Below are 17,280 nucleotides of genomic sequence, written 5' to 3' on the forward strand. Positions count from 1 at the left end.
TCGGACCGAGGTCCCCGTCACGCACCGGACGACGGGCGCGCCGTCCCCTCGGTCGGCGCATCCGCCTTCGTTGTCGCACGATCCCACCATCTCCGACCCGCCGCCGCAACCTCCCGCCCCCGAAATCCCCCCCTGCCGGCCGCGCGACCGTTCCCGGTCGCCTCATCCCCCAAGGCGGATGGTGTCGGAGGGCAAGGCGCCGTCGTGTTGGGTTCAGGCAACCCGAGCCGAGGGCAGAGGGCAGCACGAGCCGGCCCCTCGGATCAGAAGGCGATCTGCAGCTGCGACCGGAACATGATTCCCGAGTCTCCGGCCTGGTAGTTGGGGCCGGAGTTCTGGGCGGGGATGGCGTCGAGCCAGTTGGCGTCGAAGGTGAACTTCAGGTAGTGAGAGCCGTTGATGAACCAATTGAAGCCAGCGGCATATTCGTAGCCGCTGCCGAAGGGGCCATTGACCTGCGAATGCCGGGCGATCAGCTCGACGCGCTTGCGCACCACGAAGTAGCCCCCCTGCACATAAAAACCGTAGTCGAACAGGTTCGTGCGTGCGATCGGTAGCGGGCCGTCGGCCTGGATGTCCTGAATCCATCGAAGGTAATATTCCGCGTTGATGCTCAGTCCTCGATACTTCAGGGCGCCGTCGATGGCGTAGAGCCAGAGGTCGAAGTCGTCAACCGTCACCCCCGGCGCCAACGCGCCGGGCTCGAGCAATGGGGTTCCGTCGGAGAGCCGGGCGAATTGCAACTCTCCGATGGGAGCGACGGCCACTCCCGCTGGCGAGCCGGGGGCGAACGTCAGGCTGTTGCCGAGCCGCACGGCCAGCGTCTCATGCCACTCCAGGTCGGAGTATCCCCGGCCGAAGTCGCCGATCACCTCCGACCAAACCGAGCCGGAATAGGCCAGTTGCCGGTTGATTTCTCGGAAGGTCAGGTCGCTGGTGTTGAAGCCGTTGGCCAGCATCACCCGGTAGAAGACCTTCTCGATCGGCTCCCCCAGCGCCCAGATCCCCACGCTGCGATCCGGGCGGAAAAACGTGGTCGCCATCGACCGGTCGGCGAACTGGGTCCGTGTCGAGCCCTCCAGCCACGACCGGCTGCCGGGGACAAACGCCTTGCCGATGTAAACATCCAGCGCATCGCTGAAGCGGTAGTTGATCCAAAAATCCTGGGCGACGGTCAGGTGCTCGTCATCGGTGTCGATATCAAGGTTAAGATAGAATTGCAAATCCGGGTCGTAGAAGAACCCTTCAAACGAGAGCCGGCCGCGCTCGATCTCGAAGTCGTTGCGGTCGAGGATCGGCCGCACGATGCCCGCCGAATCGATCCAGAAGGGCCGAGAGCGATGGAACCCGGTGTGCCGGAACTGCATGCGAACGTTCGTCTTCAGCAGATACGGCACCTTCTCTTCATCGTCGGAACCGAGGACGAAGCCCTCGTCGTAGAAGGCCTCGAGCGGGAACTCCCGGGCCTCGCCGGGCCCCTCGGCCAGGCCGCCTCGCTCGGTGCTCAAGGCCGCCGGCTCTCCCCGGTTGCCCAGGATGCCCGTGGAGTACTGCCGCAACGAGCCGCCGGGGACGGGCACGCCCGCCTCTTCCCCCGGCAGGAAGGGAGGCGGCGGGGCGGCCTCGGCCTGGGGAATCTCCCCCGGATCGATGGGGGTCGCGGGCTCTCCTCGGGAACCGATCGGGTTCGGCCCGGGGATCGGCGGCACGACCGGCTGTTGAGCGGGCGAGACGGCCGGGTCGGGCTTCGTCCCTTCTGGAGCCGGGGAGGCCGAGCCGACGACTCGCATAACCTCGTCGTACTTGGTCGACAGATCGTCGAGCCGCTGCAACAGCGCCTGGTTCTGCTCCAGCAGGCTCGCGTTCAATTCCTCCAGACGCCGAAGCCGCTCCTCGACCGTCCCCCCGCCCTCCGGCGCCGGCGCCGGCTCCTGCGCCTGGGCAAGCCCGGCGAGGAAGGTCGCAGCCGCCAACAACGCGGCCAATCGTGGTCGCACCGTGCCTGGGAGTCTCGGCATCATCCACCGCCCCGATCGGTTCCGTCGTACCCTTCCCGATCGAGGAGGCGAATCCGTCGGAGCGATGCCCCGGCAGGGGCGGAGGAGGAAGGGCTGAAGGGCCTGTTCTTACCGCCGATCGGCGGATCGGGCAAGCGGAAGTCACCCCCCTGCCCCGGCGAGGCTCAGCGCCGAGACGGGTCCCGGTCCCACGGCTGGGGGAGATTGGGCCGGTACCGGGAGGCGGCGTCGCGCTCGGGGAAGGTGGAGGCGACCGCGAGCAGGCGATCCCGGGCCGAGACCGCCTCGGGCTCGTCGAATTCGATCAGGTTCGGCTCCTCCCAGGGGTCGGCCTTCAGGTCGTCGAGGGCCGTCGGCGAACGGTCCGGGCCGAGCCACCGCTTGAAGCGGCGGTCTCGGATCACCCGCTCGTCGTCGGGCAAGACCGGCACCACCCGGCCGTCCCGGTCGGCCGCGTTGCCGCCCCCCATCGAGAGGATCCACTCCCGGGGAGAGTCGTCGGCCGCTCCCCGGAGCAGCGGGGCGATCGATCGGCCATCCTCGGCCGGAGGGGCCGACCTGGCCGGCGAGGCGGCCGGGGATCAGGCCGGGGTCGCTCGCAGGGAGGGCTCGGGGACGCGACGGGACCGGAGGCGTTCGCAGAGCGTGCGGCACTCGGTCAGGTCGACCAGGAGCGCCTCGGTCAGGAACGACTCGCTCGGGCCGTCGGAGGCCCACTGAAGCTGCTCCTGGCAGTGGCGCATGTGCTCGATGAGGTCCTTCATCCAGAGCAGCGTGTGGGTTCGATCGCTCATGCGGTGAGGTCCCGTAACGGTCCGTGTCGATCGGGAGCAGAGGGCGTGTCTGGACCCTCGATGCGATGTCCGAAGCCGGAAGCAAAGGCCGTACCGGCGGCCCCGAGCCGGGGGCGCCGGCCGCCCTTCGGGTGAAGACGCGCAGGGACTTGAGGAAAACGCGCCGGAATTCCCGGGGGCGGTTCTCGGGACCGCGCCGCTGTAACGGTTACAATGGCCCGAGCGAAGCGCCGGAGGGGGGAGGAGCGGGCCCCGATACGGCCCTGGCCCCCTTCGCTTCGGAAGCGGTTCGGAGCGGCCCGGAGGAAGGAGGGTGGTCGGCGGCATGGGCACCATCGGCGACGCACCCCGGCCCGAGGCGTCGGGCCCGGCCCGAGGGCTCCGACGGGCGATGGCGCGCTGGCTCTCGCGCCGGGCTCCGGCCGATCCCGGCGTCCCTGCCTCGGCCGAGCCCCGGGCGAGGTTTCGCGTCGTCTGCATCGCCCGGGAGGCCGGCGCCGGCGGCTCGCTTTTGGGCCGGATGGTCGCCGACCGGCTGGGCTGGACCGTCTACGACTCCCAGATCGTCGCCACGATCGCCCGGCGCATGGAGCGGCCGATCGAGGAGGTCGAGACGCTTGATGAGCTGTCTCCGAGCGTCGTGCAGGACTGGTTCCTGCCGCTCCGAGAGGAGCACTGGGCGCCACTGGAGGCCTACCTCGACCACCTGGCCAAGCTCGTCCTCTCGATCGGCCACGCCGGCGACGCCGTGGTGGTCGGCCGAGGAGCCGGGTTCATGATCCCCCGCCACGAGACGCTCTCGGTCCGGGTGATCGCCCCCCTGAAGGCCCGCTCCCGCCGCCTGGCCGACCGCCTCGGCGTCTCCCCCCGCACCGCCCGCCGCCTGGCCGTCGACCTCGACCGCCGCCGGCGCAAGTTCGCCCGCACCATGTTCCGCGTCGACGACGCCGACCCCCACCAGTACGACCTGGTGATCGACACCGAGAGCCTGGGCCTTCCGATCGCCTGCGAGCTGATCGCCCGGGCCGTCGAGGCCGGCCGTCCCGGCGCCCTGCCTACCCCCTCCCGAGCCCTGCCCCCACCGACTCGGATGGACTGAACGCGGCCCGGCCGGATCGCCGGAGGCGGCGGCCGGCCGTTTGCCCTCCCGCCGCGATGCTCAAGGCACCCCCATCAGCACCACCCCCACCACCACCGCTCCCCCCACCAGGGCCACCGCCAGTCCCGGAGACCGCCGCAGCTTCAGGTAGAGCAGCAGGACCAAGCCCGACAGCGAGATGACCGTCAGCACCACCGCCGACACATCAATCGCCAGCGACCAGACCGGCCCCGTGTCCCTCCCCTTGTGCAGGTCGTTGAGCACGGCGACCGGCCCGAGGGCCGTTTCGGTCAAGACGTACGAGCCGGTCTCGCGGTCGATCTGGGCGTCAGCGGAGTAACCGGGCCCCTTGAAGGTGACGAAGCACTCGTACTCGTCGACCGAGAACTCGGTCAGCGCCCCGCCGACCCCGTGCTCGGCCCTCAGGAACTCGACCACCCGGAGCCGGTCCACCCGATCCTCCTCCGGCGAGCCGTCGGGGACGTCCCGGTGCAGCCAGTCCAGGTCGATCCGCCCCTCGGCCTCCTCGATGCGCTCGGCGGTGCCGTAGAACCAGTCGGGGTGGTTCAGCGTCAGCCCGGTGACACTGAAGAACAGCACCGAGGCCAGGCCGAACATCGACAGGTAGATGTGCAGCCAGCGGAAGAACGCCGCGACCCGGATCCCCAGGGTCCTCCCCGGCCCCCGGCCTCGAGCTCGGGCTCGGGCCGGGGCCGGGGCGACGGAGGAGGCGGGCTCAATCGTCGGACGTTCGCCGGTATTCGACGGCGGCGGACTTGATCTCGACATTCCCCTCAAATTCCTCGCTGAACGGTTCGTCGCCGATCGTCACCGGCGCCCGGATCACCTGGTGGGTGCCGTGCTCCCGGGCCGCCTCGATGAAGATGGTGTACTTGCCCGCCGGAAGCGGTTCGCCCTGGTCGTCCTTGCCGTCCCAGCCGATGGCGTACGTGCCCGGCGGCCGGGTCGAGCGGCCGATGGCGTAGGCCTTGTTCCGGCGCTCGATCCGGGTCCGCCCCGCGTCGCTGCGATACCACCGCAGCAGGTCCGGCAGCCAGTTGTCCGGCCCCGAGCCCGACATCGACACCCACATCAGCAGGTGCCGCACCACGTGCCCCGACTCGTCCTCAATGTAGACCACCACATACGGCCGGCGGTAGCGCCGCTGCTCCACCTCCGGCCGGTTGATCTCGAAGCGGACCACCAGTTCATAGGCGTCAGCCCAGTGCCTCGCTTCCCCCGATTCTCCCCCATCCTCGTCGGGGCTTCCGGCAGCCCCCTCCCTCGGGTCGGCCAGGGCGAGGCCCGGAGGCGGGGGCCGCTCGAATCGTCGCCAGCCGGCGCTGCGGTGGACCTGGCCGTCGTCGGCCACGATCAGGCACTCGACGTCCGGGGTCGCGTCCACCAGTCGGATCCCCTCGGCGATCGGCAGCACATTCAGCGCCGTCGCCAGGGCGTCGGCGTCGATCCCGCTCGGGGCCACCACCGTCGCCGAGGCCACATGCCCGGCCGGCCGGCCGCTGCGAGGGTCGATGATGTGGGAGTACCACCTCCCGCCGATCTCCCATCCCCGGTGCGCCCCTCCGCTCGAGGCGACTGACCGATCCTTGACCTCCACGAACGCGAACGGCTCGCTCGCCTCGGTGTCCCCCTTCGGGGAAGCCAGGCCGACCGTGCCGAACCCCTCGCCGACGGCCCTCAGGTCGCCCCCGACGTTCAGCAGGATCCCCCGAACGCCGAGGCCCGGGTCCAGGGCCGAGGCGCAGGCCCGATCGACGATGTACCCCTTGGCGATCCCGTCCAGGCTGATCGGCCCGCCCCCCAGCCGCTCCGCCGATCCGGCAACCGGGTCGAGCCGCCAGGCCGGCCTCCTCGCCGCCTCCCGGGCGGCCTCCAGCTCGGCGAGCGTCGGCGTCCGGCCGCTCCGGGCCGCCTCCGACCAGAGCCCGCCGAAGGCGGCGGCCCTCGGGTCGAAGGCCCCTCCGGTGGCCTCCCGCCATCGATCGGCGGCCGACAGAACCTCGACCAGCTCCCTCGGAACGTCCGACGGCGACAGCTCGCCGGAGAGCCATCGGCTCAGCGCGCTGGTCGGGTCGTAACCGCTGAGGATCGCCGACAGCCGGTCGATCTCCGCCAGCACCCGGCCCTCGGCCCACCGGGCCGCCTCGATCCCCTCGGCCCGGACCCTCAGCTCCAGGGCCGTGCCCATCACCTCTTCGTGGAAGAAGGCGAATTCCTCGTCCGCCTCGCTGGCCGGGACGGCGACCATGAGCATGATCCCCGAGGCGAACAGCGTCGCGAGCAGGCGTCGATGGTGATTCATGAGGATCTCGACCGTTCTCCGGGGGCTCGGGGCCTGATCGCCCCCCCGGCCGGCCGGCCCCGGCGCGGGGGTCTCGAGATCCGAAATGGTAGTGGACGCCCCCCCCGCCGGGCAATCCGCCCGCCCGTCTCCCCGTCTCGCCCTTCCCCTCCCGGATCGATTGGTTCCTCATCCCGGCCGAGGCCCGCCCCCCTCGCGTCCCGGTCCTCCGAGGGCGAAGGCGGAGCGAGCCGGCCATCGGCCTCGGCCCTCCGCTCGGGACGAAAACGAGAAGACGGCCGCTCCCGCCACCGGAACTCCGGAGGGGGCGGCCGTCCTCGGTCGCTCCCGCTTCCCCGTCCGGGGAGGCGGGCGGTCACTCGCTGGCGATCACGTACACCGCGTGGATGACGCCCGGGATGTAGCCCAGCAGCGTCAGCAGGATGTTCAGCCAGAACTGCAAGCCGATGCCGACCTGGGTGAACACCCCCAGCGGGGGCAGCACAATGGCCAGCAGCAGTCGGATCAGATCCATGACGATGCTCCTCGACTCGTCTCGACTCGACTCGTCCGGGCCCGGTCAGGCCTGGGCCGCCCTCACCCGACCGATCCCCGCCTCGCGGCGCTGCCGGAGCAGCTCCAGCGAGAGCTGAGGCCCAGCGCCGACGAGCGCGCCGGCAATCGAGGCGATCATCGACGCGACCAGAATCGCGAAGGTCCACCAGGCGGCCGAGGTCGCCCGGATGTCTCCGCCGGCGGCCTGGGCCTGGCGGAGGTCGGCGATCTGCCCCTCGGTCAACCCCAGGTCGGCCAGTTGCGCGTCGGTCATCACCGAAGCGGTTCCCGGGCCGGCCACCTGCTGGATCATCCCCCCGACTCCCAGGTTGAGCCCCTGAGCCGTCAGGGCCACCACCGCCACGAAGATCGTGCCCCAGAGCAGCAGGCCGTAGATCATCGCCTCGTCTTTGCGCTCTCCCACGGTGCTCCGGCTGGTGACGAAGCCGCCCAGAAACAGCGCGATCAGCAGCGAGATCGCCGCCCAGATCGCCGCGCCCACGGCCAGCTCGCCCCCCTCCACGCCCCGGGCGCCGGCCGTCGAGAGGCCGACGGCGACCCCAAGCGTGCCGAGCGAGACGTCGATCGTCAGCGCCACCACCGCGCCGGCCAGCAGGGCGCTCCAGCTCACCCGGCTGCCCACCGAGGCCACGTCGTGGAGCCGAATCGGCTCACCGTCGATCGAACGGAGGCCGTCGGTCCCGGCGGTCCGGTTGCCGGCGCGCTCTCGGGACGAGGCGGCACCCCGACCCCGGCCGTTGCCGTCGGCCTCCTTGAAGTTCTCGACGTGATCGAAGGCCCCGTCCTCGCGGTGGACGATCAGGTTGACCTCGCGGTCGGCGGCCAGGCGCTCTGCCTTGGCCACCGCGTCGGCCTGCGAGGCGTGGACGGAAACCGCCTCGTCGTCGCCCTCTTGCTTGATCGCCCACCCATCCTCGTGGGGCACCACGTGCAGGTTCTTCGCCATCGTTGTCTCCTCTGTGGGGGCTCCTGCGTGTCGCCCCACCCAGCCCCACCCAGCCCGGCCCGGCCCGGCGCGGGGCGCGCCGGCGCCGGACGAAAGGCCGGGGCCGATCGCCTTGCCACGGCCTCATCAGGGCGACGGGGTCCGCGTCCGGCCGAAGATCAGCGACGCGAGGAACATCACCAGGAACACGACGAACAGCACCTGAGCGATCCAGGACGCCGTACCGGCGATCCCGCCGAACCCCAGGACGGCCGCGATCAGCGCGATGATCAGGAACGTGATGGCCCAGCCAAGCATGGTCGGATCCCCTCCCGGATTCCGGGAAAAACGTTGAGATTTGTTCGCACGAAGACGTGCTCAGCGTGATGAGCACCTGAAACTTCGCCCGACGCTCGAACCGCCGATGCAAGCCCCGTGCCGAAACCGATCGACGGCGGGGGTCGCGACGCCCCGCGCGTGTGATCGATCGGCAGAGCGCCTCGGAAGGCCCCCGTCCCCTGGGAACCTCCTGGCCGGTCGGATCGCGTCGTGGTCAGCCGGCGTCCATCGCGGTCGGGGAAACACCGGCCGGCTGGGGGGAAACCGCGGCATCGACGTCCCGGCACGGTGATTGCATATCCCCCCGGCCGAGCACGCCCGGTCGTCTTTGGAGGCGAGCCGGGGCCCGGCACGAGGGGCGGGAGAGGCGGCCGGTGGGAGCCGCCGGAGGCCAGCCGGGGAGCCCGTCGGGGACCGATCGGGGGAGAAGATCGATGAGCCAACAATCCACGCTTGTCTACAAGTGTCCGCACTGTGGCGCCAAGGCCGAGGTCGGCGACGACATGATCGGCGAGGTCGTCAACTGCCCGAGGTGCGAGCGGCCCTTCCGCGTCGAGGCGCCGCCGTCCTTCCCCATCAGCGACGACGAGGCCGGCTCGGTCCTCCGCAAGGGGGGCGCCCCGCTCGTCGGCGGGCCGATCGACCAGGAGCACGTGCTGCTGGTGCTCCACCCGGCGATCTTCCGCCGCCGCATCTTCCAGACCGCCGCCGCCGTCTTGCTGGTCGTCGGCGGCCTGGCCGCGGCGGTCTGGGGAGCCGGCGTGGCCAGTCCCTGGCTCGGCTTCGGCGGCCTGGCCGCCGCGGTCGTCGGCGGCCTGGACCTGGCCTACTGGTGGTTCAAGTCGCTGTTCGTCACCCTCACGGTGACCAACCGCCGCACGATCCTCCGCCGAGGCCTGGTGTCCAAGTCGACCAGCGAGGTCAACCACGAGGACGTGCGGAACATCCAGGTCGAGCAGTCGGTCATCCAGCGGTTGCTCAACATCGGCGACTTGTACGTCTCCAGCGCCGGACAGGATACGTTGGAGATCCGAGCCCGGGCCATCGTCGACCCCGAGGGCGTCGCCTCCATCATCCGAGAGCACCAGGATTGAGCCCCAGCGACGGCCCGGGAGGCCCCCCGGCCCCGGGCGGAGGCCCGCCGATGCCCCGCAACGCCCCCCGATCCGGCCGGCTCCGCTACCCGGCCGGCCCCGCCCGCATGCGCTACCACTGGGACTGGCTGCGCTCCGGCTACCTCTTCGTCCCCTCGGCCATGGTCGTCTTGGCGATCGTCCTGGCCCTGGGGGCGATCGAGTTCGACGCCTGGTCCTCCAGCGAAGCCTACGACGTCGGAACCTGGTACACCCGGGGAGGCCCCGACGAGGCCCGGACGATCCTGGGCATGATCGCCGGCTCGATGATCACCATCGTCGGCATCGTGTACTCCATCGCGATTGTCAACCTGACGCTCGCGTCGGACCAGTTCGGCCCGAGGCTGATCCGCACCTTCATGGCCGACGTCGGCACGCAGGTCGTGCTCGGCGCCTTCCTCGCCACGTTCGTCTACAGCGTCATCGTCCTGCTGGCGATCGAGAGCGGCTCCAACGCCCCTCCCCCCGAGGGGGACCCCACCGCCCTGACCGGCGAGCCCGGCGGGCCTCCCCCAATGGAGGGGCTGCCCCAGCAGACGAGCTTCGTCCCGGCCGCCTCCCTCTGGCTGGGGGTCTGGCTGTCGATGATCTGCCTGGCGCTGTTGATCTACTTCATCCACCACGTGGCCCACGCGATTCAGGCTCCCAACGTCATCGACTCGGTCGCCCGGGAGCTGGAGCGCTCCATCCGCCGGCATTTCCCCGAGGATCGCGGCCCGATCGACCCTCGCCCCTCCCCCGCCGACGGCAACGACCCGGCCCGGGAGCTGCCTCCCGGCTTCGACGACGAGGCGGTTCCGATCCTGGCGGCCTCCTCCGGCTATCTCCAGGTGATCGACCTCGACGCGCTGATCGACGCCTGCGCCGGTCTGGACCTCGTCGTCCGCCTGGAGCACCGCCCCGGCGATTTCATCATCGCGGACGGCCCCCTGGCCGCCGCCTGGCCCCCCGACCGGGTCGACGACGAGGCCGCCCGCCGGCTCCGGGGCGCCTTTGTGCTCGGCGTTCAGCGCACCCCTCCCGAGGACGTGGAGTTCTCCATCAGCCAGCTCGTCGAGGTCGCCGTCCGGGCGCTGGCCAACAACGACCCGTTCACGGCGATCAACTGCGTCGACCGCCTGGGGGCCGCCATGTGCCTGCTGGCCGGGAGGAAGATGCCCCCCCGGCGCCGGTACGACCGAGAGGGCCGGCTCCGGGTCGTCGTCCGCTCCACGAGATTCGGCGGGATCATCAACACCGCCTTCGACCAGATCCGGCAGTACGGTCTGGGCAACGCCGCCCTGACGATCCGACTGCTGGAGGTCATTGCCCTGATCGCGGCTCGAGTTGATAATCTTACCGACGGCGCCTCGCTGCTTCGCCAGGCGGTGATGATCGAGCGCGGCAGCCGCCGCGCGATCGAGGAGGAATACGACCGGCGCGACATCGCCGATCGGTTCCGCGACATCCTCCACCAACTCGGCCTCTCCGAGCTCGCCGAGGCGGCCGATCACACCGATCCGATCCGGGTCGGCGTCCGATGAGGGCGATCGGGCCGGCCCCCCGCCCAGGCCGATCGCCCTCCTCCCCGCGGCCTAGCTTCCTCCGGCCCATCATGCGCCTCGGCCCGAAGGTCCCCTCGTACGCGATCGCCCTGCTGAGCGTCGCCCTGGCGGTCGTCCTGAAGTGGGCGGTCGACCCGGTCGGCGAGCGCGATTACAGTCCCTTCGTCTTCTTCTCCGCCTCGGTGACCCTCACCGCCTGGTACGGCGGGCTGATGCCGGGGCTGGTGGCGCTGCTGCTCTCCTTGGCGGCCTCGGCCCACTCCTTCCTGCCGCCGGCCGGCGAGTTCCGCGTCGAGGACGGCTCCGCCTGGTATCGCTTGCTGGCATTCCTGTTCGAGGGGTTGATCATCTGCATGGTCTGCGAGGCCCTGCACCGCTCCCGGATCCGGGCCGAGCGCTCCGGCGCCGAGGCCCGGAAAGCCCTGCTCGCCTGGCGGTCGAGCGAGGCCCGCTTCCGACGCCTGGCCGAGTCCGACGTCATCGGCGTCGTCTCCGGCCGGGACGAGACGATCCTCGAGGCCAACGACGCCTTCCTCCGCATGCTCGGCTACGACCGCCAGCACCTCGAGGGCGGCGGCCTGAGCGTCGCCGCCATCACCCCCGAGTCGCTCCACTCCGAGGACGGCCGCCTCTTCGACCTCCTCTTCCGCACCGGCTCCCTCCCACCGTTCGAGAAGGAGTACCTGACGGCCGACGGCCGCCGCGTCCCCGTGCTCATCGGAGCCGCCCTGGTCGAGCCAGGCCAGGCCGACTGGGTCGCCTTCGTCCTGGACCTCAGCCGCCAGAAGCGCGTCGAGCGCGAGCTGGCCGACACCATCGGCCGCGCCGAGGCCGCCAGCCGGGCCAAGAGCGAGTTCCTCGCCGTGCTCAGCCACGAGCTGATCACCCCGATGAACGCCATCCTCGGCATGATCCAGCTCGTGCTCGCATCCGAACGCGACCCGACCCTGCGCGACTATCTCGGCACCGCGCGGGAGTCGGCCCAGGCGCTGCTGGTCCTGCTGAGCGACCTGCTCGACTACTCCTCGATCGAGGCCGGCGGCTTCGAGCTCGAGCCCGCCCCGTTCCACCTCCGCGCCGCCGTCGACCAGGCGATCCGCCCGCTGGCCGCCCGGGCCGCCCGCAAGGGGCTGGAGCTGGTGGCCGAGGTGGCCGACTCGGCCCCCGACCGCCTCGTCGGCGACTCCCGGCGCCTTCGCCAGGTGCTCGTCAACCTGCTGGACAACGCCATCAAGTTCACCCGACAGGGGGAGGTCACCGTGCTGGTCTCCCCCATCCTTGACGCCGGTGCGGACCCGGACCGTCGCGACGGCCAGGGCGTCTCCGACGGCGACGAGGTCGCCCTCCGCTTCGAGGTCGCCGACACCGGCATCGGCATCGCGCCGGAGGACCAGGAGCGGATCTTCTCCCCGTTCACCCAGATCGACGCCTCCAGCACCCGCCCCTACTCGGGCACCGGCCTGGGGCTGTCCATCTGCCGGCAGATTGTCGGCCTGATGGGGGGGACGATCGCCCTGGTCAGCCGTCCCGGTGCCGGCAGCCGATTCGTCTTCACCGCCCGCTTCCGACGCCTTCCCGAGGCCGCCGATGAGCCCCCCTCGGGGCCCGAGCTGGCCGGACTGCCCGTCCTCGTTGTGGACGACAACGCCGCCTCCCGACGGCAGCTCGAGACGACCCTGGCCGGCTGGTCGATGCGGCCGGCCGCCGCCCCCGACGGCCGGTCGGCGCTGGCGATGCTGGCCGAGGCCGCCGGTCGGGGAGACCCGTTCCCCCTCGTGCTGCTCGACGCCCAGATGCCCGGCCTGGACAGCGCCGCCGTGGCCGACCGCATCCGCCGAGAGCGCCTGGCCGGCGCGACGATCCTCATGCGATCCCCCGTCGACCCCCGCACCGGCTCCACTCCCCTCGACCACCGTTGGGGAGCCAGCGTCGCCGCCGTGGTGGAGAAGCCCGTCACCCCCTCCCGACTGCGCAACGCCCTCTGCTCGGCCCTCGGCGGCGTTTCCCCCCCCCTCGCGAAGGCCTCGGCGTCGCCGACCGCGACGCGGCCGGCCTCCCAGCCGCTGGAGATCCTCCTGGCCGAGGACACGCCGGCCAACCAGAAGCTCGCCCTGGCCGTCCTCCGCCGCCGGGGGCACCGCGTCGACTTGGCCGCCAACGGCCGGGAGGCGGTCGAGCTGGCCAGCCGACGCCGCTACGACCTGATCCTGATGGACATTCAGATGCCCGTGATGGACGGCCTCCAGGCCGCCGGCGCCATCCGGTCGCTCTCGGGAGGATCGGGCCCCGACGTGCCGATCGTCGCCCTGACCGCCCACGCCATGAAGACCGACCGGGACCGCTGCCTCCGCTCGGGCATGGACGGCTACATCGCCAAGCCAATCGAGATCGACTCCTTCCTCAGCGTCGTCGAGGCCTTCGGCCCCCGCCTCGGCGATCGGCGAGGGGCCCCCGGCGACCGGGACCGGTCCATCCCCCTCCCGCCGGCCTCTCCCATCGCCCCGTCCCCCGGCGGGGGCCAACCGAAGCAGCAGGAGGGACCGGTGGGCTCCCCGACCGAACCACCCTACGACCGCGACGCCACGCTCCAGCGCCTCGGCGGCGACGAGGAGCTGTTTCGCGACCTGATCGGCTACTACTTGGAGGATTACCCTCCCCTGCTGGAGCGCCTCCGCCTGGGCCTGCTCAACGACGACGCCAAGGCCGTCGAGCGCGCCGCCCACAGCCTCAAGGGCCTTTCGGCCAATTGCGGAGCCGGCCCGGCCGCCCAGGCCGCCGAGACGGTCGAGGAACTGGGCCGCGAGGGGAGGATGGCCGACGCCCCCGAGGCCGTCGAGCGCCTCGCCACCGAACTACGACGCCTCCGGGACGCCCTCATCGCCGATCGCGACCGCTCCTCCGGCTGACCCGGAATCGGGCGCCCCGGCCCTCCCCTTGCTTCCCCCCGATCAGGAGCCTCCCCGTGGCCGATTCCCCCTCGACCTCGAAGCTCATCGTCCTCACCGGAGCCACCCGGGGCCTCGGCCGGGCCATGGCCGAGGGCTTCGCCCGGCTCGGCCACACCGTCGCCGGCTGCGGCCGGTCGGCCGACCTCGTCGCCGGGCTGGCCGCCTCGCTCGGGGCTCCCCACACATTCGCCGCCGTCGACGTCGCCGACCACGACGCCGTCTCCCGGTGGGCCGCCGAGGTCCTCGACCGCCTCGGCCCCCCCGACCTGCTCGTCAACAACGCCGCGGTGATCAACCGCAACGCCCCGACCTGGGAGATCCTCGCCGACGAGTTCGACCGCCTGATCGACGTGAACATCAAGGGGGTCGCCAACGTCCTCCGCGCCTTCCTGCCGGCGATGGTCGCGCGGCGATCGGGCGTGGTGGTCAACTTCAGCTCCTACTGGGGCCGATCGACCGCCGCCGAGGTCGCCCCGTACTGCGCCTCGAAGTTCGCGATCGAGGGGCTCACCCAGGCGCTCGCCCAGGAGCTGCCCGACGGCATGGCCGCCGTCCCCTTCAACCCTGGCGTGATCGACACCGACATGCTCCGCTCCACCTTCGGAGCGTCCGCTTCCCACTACCTCTCTCCCCGCCAGTGGGCCGAATCGGCCGTCCCCTACCTCCTGGCCCTCGGCCCCCGGCAGAACGGCTCTCCCGTCACCGCCCCGGGCCAGTAGCGCCCCCCTTCGATCCCACCGTCAGCCTTCCTCGACAATCGGTCGGACGCCAGGGACGGTCCTCGGCCGGTTCCGGCTGTGGCCCCGGGGGATCGATCGCTGGGCGGTTCGGCTCAACGCCGGATGGGATCGTCCTCGGAGCGAGCGTCCCCGGATTCGCCCGGGGAGCCGGCGGCCCCTCCCGCCTCGGCGAGCGACGCAGAAGCGCGGCGGGGGAGGACGCGAGTCTCGTAGAAGCCGCGCATGTGGCGGTAGTCGGGCCCCTTGTCGACCTGCTTGAGCCCGAACTGGCGGGCGATCTCCTGCTCGGCCTCGTCCAGGGAGTAGCCGCAGTAGAGCATGCGGTAGGCCATGTGGACCATCGAGGCCCGGTTGATCCCGTGGTGGCAGTGGAAGTACACCGGCTGGTTGGCCGGGTCGGCCACCTCGGCGGCGGCGCGCTCGAGCAGGTCGTAGAGGACCTCGTCATCCTCGATCGAGCGGTCGTCGACGATCGGGATGTGCACCATGCGGAAGCCCATCTCGTCGGCGAGGTCCTTCTCCGCCTCCACCCAGGGGCTCTCCGGCGGGTGGGCCAGGGCGACGACCGTCTTGATGCCGTGCTGCCGGACGATCCGCTTCATCGGCCAGGTCATCTGCCAGGCGCCCCGGTAGATCTTCCCCTCGACCACCGTGGCGAACTTCTCCGGCAGGATGTAGTCGTAGGTGTGCCTCCACAGCTGCTCGAGGCCGACGATCGCCAGGACGGCGACCAGCGCGATGCGGAGACTACGGCGGGTTCGGGGAGTCATCGGTCGATCCTCTCCGTCCTGAGGGGCGGGGGCGGTTCCTTCCGTCGCGATCGTCGCGCGCACCATGGGCCCGCTCGGCACGAGGCGGGGGGATCGTAGCCGGACCTTCCCCCGGCGACAAGGGCGCTCGCCCCGCCCTCGATGGCGAAGGCCGATGGCCAACCGGGGACTTCTCTTCCTCGATCGGCCTCAGGGTGGAAGGAGCAACCCCATTAAGAGTTTTTTCGGCCCGATTCGCTCCCTTTCTTGAGCAATTCCCCGACGACCGCCGGCGCCGAGGGTCCTCGAGGGCGACTCCCCCGGCGAGGCGAGGCCGACCGCGGTCGTCTCCTGCGGCCGATCGCCCCCGGAGCCCGCCGCCGAAGGGTCATCGGGAGGGGAGGCCCGGGCAACTCGCCTTGGCAAGGAACGGGCCCGAGGGGATGCTGACCGGCCGGGGAGGGTCGATCGCCCGGCTCGAAAGGACGCTCATGGTTCGGATGCCCGGTCGGTGGGTGCTCGCCGTCGTCGTTGGGGGAACGCTGCTCCGGCTGGCGCTGGCCGAGGCGATCGGCCCGGGAAACGACGAGGCGTATTACTCGCTCTACCTGGACCACCCCGACTGGAGCTACTTCGACCACCCGCCGCTGCTGGCCCTCGTCGCCGCGGCGGGCCGGTGGCTGGCCGGAGGAGATCGTTCGATCGCCTGGCTCCGGCTGGGGTTCGTGCTGCTGTTCGCGGGCTCGACGCTGCTGGCCGCCCGGCTCTCCCGGAGGGCCTACGGCGATCGGGCGGCGGCCCCGGCGGCCCTGGCGCTGAATGCCTCGTGGTACTTCGGCGCGGCGGTCGGCACGTTCGTCTTGCCCGACGGCCCCCTGCTGTTCTTCTGGCTCCTGACGATCGACCGGCTGATGTCCGCCCTGGGGGACGACGCCCCCGACCGGCCAGCCGGCCTCGGCTGCTGGTCGAGCGTGGGACTCTCCTGGGGGCTCGCGATGCTGAGCAAGTACCACGCGGTCTTCCTCCCGGCCGGGTTGCTCGCTTTCGCCGCGGTCGACCCCAGAGCCCGACAAGCCCTGAGGACCCCCGGCCCGTACCTGGCCGGGGCGATCGGCCTGCTGCTGTTCGCCCCGGTGATCTTCTGGAACGCCCGCCACGGCTGGGTGTCGTTCGCCTTCCAGGGCGGGAGGGCCTCGGAGGGTCTCGGCCTCCACCCAGAGCGGATGCTCGGCGCCCTGGCGGGGCAGGCGTTCTATTTGCTGCCGTGGATGGCGGCGGCCCTCGCCCTGGCGGCCGTCCGGATCGCCCGGAGGCCGGACCCGGATCCAGGCCGGGCCCGGTGGGACCGCCTCTTCCTGGCGACGGCGGCCGTGCCCTTCGGGTTCTTCGCGGCGGTCAGCCTGGTCGCTCCGGTCTTGCCGCACTGGGGGCTGATCGGGGCGGCCTCCCTGACGCCTCCGCTGGGAGCGCGCTGGGCCGATCGGCTGGCGGAGCGCCCCCGGGAAATGCGTCGCCGCCTGGCGATCGTCGCGGCGGCGCCGGCGATCCTCACCGCCCTGGCCGCGCTGCATGCCCACACCGGACTGCTCCAGCGGGGGGGATCGGGCTCGATTCCCCTGATCCCGGGCTCCTCGGATCCGACCCGGGACCTCGTCGGCTGGGACCAGATCGCCGACGAGCTCCGCCGCCGGGGGCTGCTCGAGCGCCCCGGCACGTTCGTCTTTTCCGGCCACTGGCACGTCAGCGGGCAGCTCTCGGCGGCAATCGGCCCCGGCGTGCCGGTCCTCTGCTACCGAGAGGGGGACGCCCGGGGCTTCTCGCTCTGGAGCGCCCCGGACGACTGGGTCGGCTGGGATGGCGTGCTCGTGGCCGTCGACGACCGCTCGACCGAGCCGGGCTGCTTCGACCGCTGGTTCGAGCGGATCGAGCCGATCGCCCGTCTCGAACTCGTCCGGGGGGGAGTCCCGATCCGTCCCGTCCGCCTCTTCCTCTGCCGAAGGCAGACCCGCCCCTTCCCCTTCGACGCCCGCCCCGGGGGATCTCGGTAATCGCGAGCCGGCCCCGGCCGATCGCGGCCATCGCGAGCCAGCCTCCGGCTTGCCCTCCGACGGCC

General features: G+C 71.5%; 15 protein-coding genes. 6 read left to right on the forward strand and 9 right to left on the reverse strand.

The window, feature by feature from the left end; genetic code table 11:
- Positions 1 to 263: 263 nt before the first annotated feature.
- The 3 genes from TsocGM_RS10590 to TsocGM_RS10600 all read right to left on the reverse strand — a co-directional run bounded on the left by TsocGM_RS10590 (position 264) and on the right by TsocGM_RS10600 (position 2,812).
- Positions 264 to 1,997: a porin gene (locus TsocGM_RS10590; protein ID WP_158633485.1), complete on the reverse strand. Its 1,734-nt coding sequence runs from the start codon at positions 1,995 to 1,997 to the stop codon at positions 264 to 266.
- Between the two features lie 185 nt (positions 1,998 to 2,182).
- Complete coding sequence (locus TsocGM_RS10595; protein ID WP_126725319.1) at positions 2,183 to 2,488, reverse strand: hypothetical protein; 306 nt, start codon at positions 2,486 to 2,488, stop codon at positions 2,183 to 2,185.
- 111 nt (positions 2,489 to 2,599) lie between these two features.
- On the reverse strand, positions 2,600 to 2,812 hold the full coding sequence (locus TsocGM_RS10600) for a hypothetical protein (protein WP_126725321.1): 213 nt from the start codon (positions 2,810 to 2,812) through the stop codon (positions 2,600 to 2,602).
- A gap of 325 nt (positions 2,813 to 3,137) precedes the next feature.
- On the opposite strand from TsocGM_RS10600, the gene TsocGM_RS10605 reads away from it, so the two are divergent.
- Positions 3,138 to 3,911: a cytidylate kinase-like family protein gene (locus tag TsocGM_RS10605; protein WP_126725322.1), complete on the forward strand. Its 774-nt coding sequence runs from the start codon at positions 3,138 to 3,140 to the stop codon at positions 3,909 to 3,911.
- A 60-nt stretch (positions 3,912 to 3,971) separates the two neighbouring features.
- Here the strand turns inward: TsocGM_RS10605 and TsocGM_RS10610 are convergent, their stop codons facing one another.
- The 5 genes from TsocGM_RS10610 to TsocGM_RS10630 form a co-directional block, all read right to left on the reverse strand.
- On the reverse strand, positions 3,972 to 4,700 hold the full coding sequence (locus TsocGM_RS10610; protein ID WP_126725324.1) for a PepSY-associated TM helix domain-containing protein: 729 nt from the start codon (positions 4,698 to 4,700) through the stop codon (positions 3,972 to 3,974).
- Positions 4,648 to 6,234, reverse strand: coding sequence for a DUF2271 domain-containing protein (locus TsocGM_RS10615; RefSeq protein ID WP_126725326.1), 1,587 nt, complete (start codon positions 6,232 to 6,234; stop codon positions 4,648 to 4,650). The genes TsocGM_RS10610 and TsocGM_RS10615 overlap by 53 nt, the downstream gene beginning before the upstream one ends.
- A 355-nt stretch (positions 6,235 to 6,589) precedes the next feature.
- Complete coding sequence (locus TsocGM_RS10620) at positions 6,590 to 6,748, reverse strand: YqaE/Pmp3 family membrane protein (protein ID WP_126725327.1); 159 nt, start codon at positions 6,746 to 6,748, stop codon at positions 6,590 to 6,592.
- 45 nt (positions 6,749 to 6,793) lie between these two features.
- A complete protein-coding gene (locus tag TsocGM_RS10625; RefSeq protein ID WP_126725329.1) occupies positions 6,794 to 7,735 on the reverse strand; it encodes a DUF2188 domain-containing protein in 942 nt (313 codons plus the stop codon).
- Positions 7,736 to 7,861: 126 nt separating this feature from the next.
- Positions 7,862 to 8,032, reverse strand: coding sequence for a DUF1328 domain-containing protein (locus TsocGM_RS10630; RefSeq protein ID WP_126725330.1), 171 nt, complete (start codon positions 8,030 to 8,032; stop codon positions 7,862 to 7,864).
- Positions 8,033 to 8,487: 455 nt separating this feature from the next.
- On the opposite strand from TsocGM_RS10630, the gene TsocGM_RS10635 reads away from it, so the two are divergent.
- The 4 genes from TsocGM_RS10635 (at position 8,488) to TsocGM_RS10650 (ending at position 14,397) form a co-directional block, all read left to right on the forward strand.
- The gene (locus TsocGM_RS10635; protein WP_126725332.1) at positions 8,488 to 9,147 is read left to right on the forward strand and encodes a PH domain-containing protein; all 660 of its coding nucleotides are present in this window, start codon (positions 8,488 to 8,490) and stop codon (positions 9,145 to 9,147) included.
- 50 nt (positions 9,148 to 9,197) lie between these two features.
- Positions 9,198 to 10,709, forward strand: a complete 1,512-nt coding sequence (locus TsocGM_RS10640; RefSeq protein WP_126725333.1) for a DUF2254 domain-containing protein — start codon at positions 9,198 to 9,200, stop codon at positions 10,707 to 10,709.
- A 71-nt stretch (positions 10,710 to 10,780) separates the two neighbouring features.
- Complete coding sequence (locus tag TsocGM_RS10645; protein ID WP_158633486.1) at positions 10,781 to 13,636, forward strand: response regulator; 2,856 nt, start codon at positions 10,781 to 10,783, stop codon at positions 13,634 to 13,636.
- A 56-nt stretch (positions 13,637 to 13,692) separates the two neighbouring features.
- Positions 13,693 to 14,397: an SDR family oxidoreductase gene (locus TsocGM_RS10650; RefSeq protein ID WP_233578733.1), complete on the forward strand. Its 705-nt coding sequence runs from the start codon at positions 13,693 to 13,695 to the stop codon at positions 14,395 to 14,397.
- 113 nt (positions 14,398 to 14,510) lie between these two features.
- On the opposite strand, the gene TsocGM_RS10655 is transcribed toward TsocGM_RS10650, so the two are convergent.
- Entirely contained in the window at positions 14,511 to 15,188 is a 678-nt protein-coding gene (locus TsocGM_RS10655) for a fused DSP-PTPase phosphatase/NAD kinase-like protein (protein WP_126725337.1), read from the reverse strand.
- Positions 15,189 to 15,667: 479 nt separating this feature from the next.
- On the opposite strand from TsocGM_RS10655, the gene TsocGM_RS10660 reads away from it, so the two are divergent.
- A complete protein-coding gene (locus tag TsocGM_RS10660) occupies positions 15,668 to 17,215 on the forward strand; it encodes an ArnT family glycosyltransferase (protein WP_233578735.1) in 1,548 nt (515 codons plus the stop codon).
- Positions 17,216 to 17,280 lie beyond the last annotated feature (65 nt).

The sequence above is a fragment of the Tautonia sociabilis genome, assembly GCF_003977685.1.
Taxonomy (GTDB): Bacteria; Planctomycetota; Planctomycetia; order Isosphaerales; family Isosphaeraceae; genus Tautonia; species Tautonia sociabilis.

Coding starts and splice junctions, on each gene's coding strand:
- TsocGM_RS10595 (WP_126725319.1), bottom strand. CDS start 2,488: ATGGGGGGCGGCAACGCGGCCGACCGGGACGGCCGGGTGGTGCCGGTC.
- TsocGM_RS10600 (WP_126725321.1), bottom strand. CDS start 2,812: ATGAGCGATCGAACCCACACGCTGCTCTGGATGAAGGACCTCATCGAG.
- TsocGM_RS10605 (WP_126725322.1), top strand. CDS start 3,138: ATGGGCACCATCGGCGACGCACCCCGGCCCGAGGCGTCGGGCCCGGCC.
- TsocGM_RS10610 (WP_126725324.1), bottom strand. CDS start 4,700: ATGTCGAGATCAAGTCCGCCGCCGTCGAATACCGGCGAACGTCCGACG.
- TsocGM_RS10615 (WP_126725326.1), bottom strand. CDS start 6,234: ATGAATCACCATCGACGCCTGCTCGCGACGCTGTTCGCCTCGGGGATC.
- TsocGM_RS10620 (WP_126725327.1), bottom strand. CDS start 6,748: ATGGATCTGATCCGACTGCTGCTGGCCATTGTGCTGCCCCCGCTGGGG.
- TsocGM_RS10625 (WP_126725329.1), bottom strand. CDS start 7,735: ATGGCGAAGAACCTGCACGTGGTGCCCCACGAGGATGGGTGGGCGATC.
- TsocGM_RS10630 (WP_126725330.1), bottom strand. CDS start 8,032: ATGCTTGGCTGGGCCATCACGTTCCTGATCATCGCGCTGATCGCGGCC.
- TsocGM_RS10635 (WP_126725332.1), top strand. CDS start 8,488: ATGAGCCAACAATCCACGCTTGTCTACAAGTGTCCGCACTGTGGCGCC.
- TsocGM_RS10640 (WP_126725333.1), top strand. CDS start 9,198: ATGCCCCGCAACGCCCCCCGATCCGGCCGGCTCCGCTACCCGGCCGGC.
- TsocGM_RS10645 (WP_158633486.1), top strand. CDS start 10,781: ATGCGCCTCGGCCCGAAGGTCCCCTCGTACGCGATCGCCCTGCTGAGC.
- TsocGM_RS10655 (WP_126725337.1), bottom strand. CDS start 15,188: ATGACTCCCCGAACCCGCCGTAGTCTCCGCATCGCGCTGGTCGCCGTC.
- TsocGM_RS10660 (WP_233578735.1), top strand. CDS start 15,668: ATGCCCGGTCGGTGGGTGCTCGCCGTCGTCGTTGGGGGAACGCTGCTC.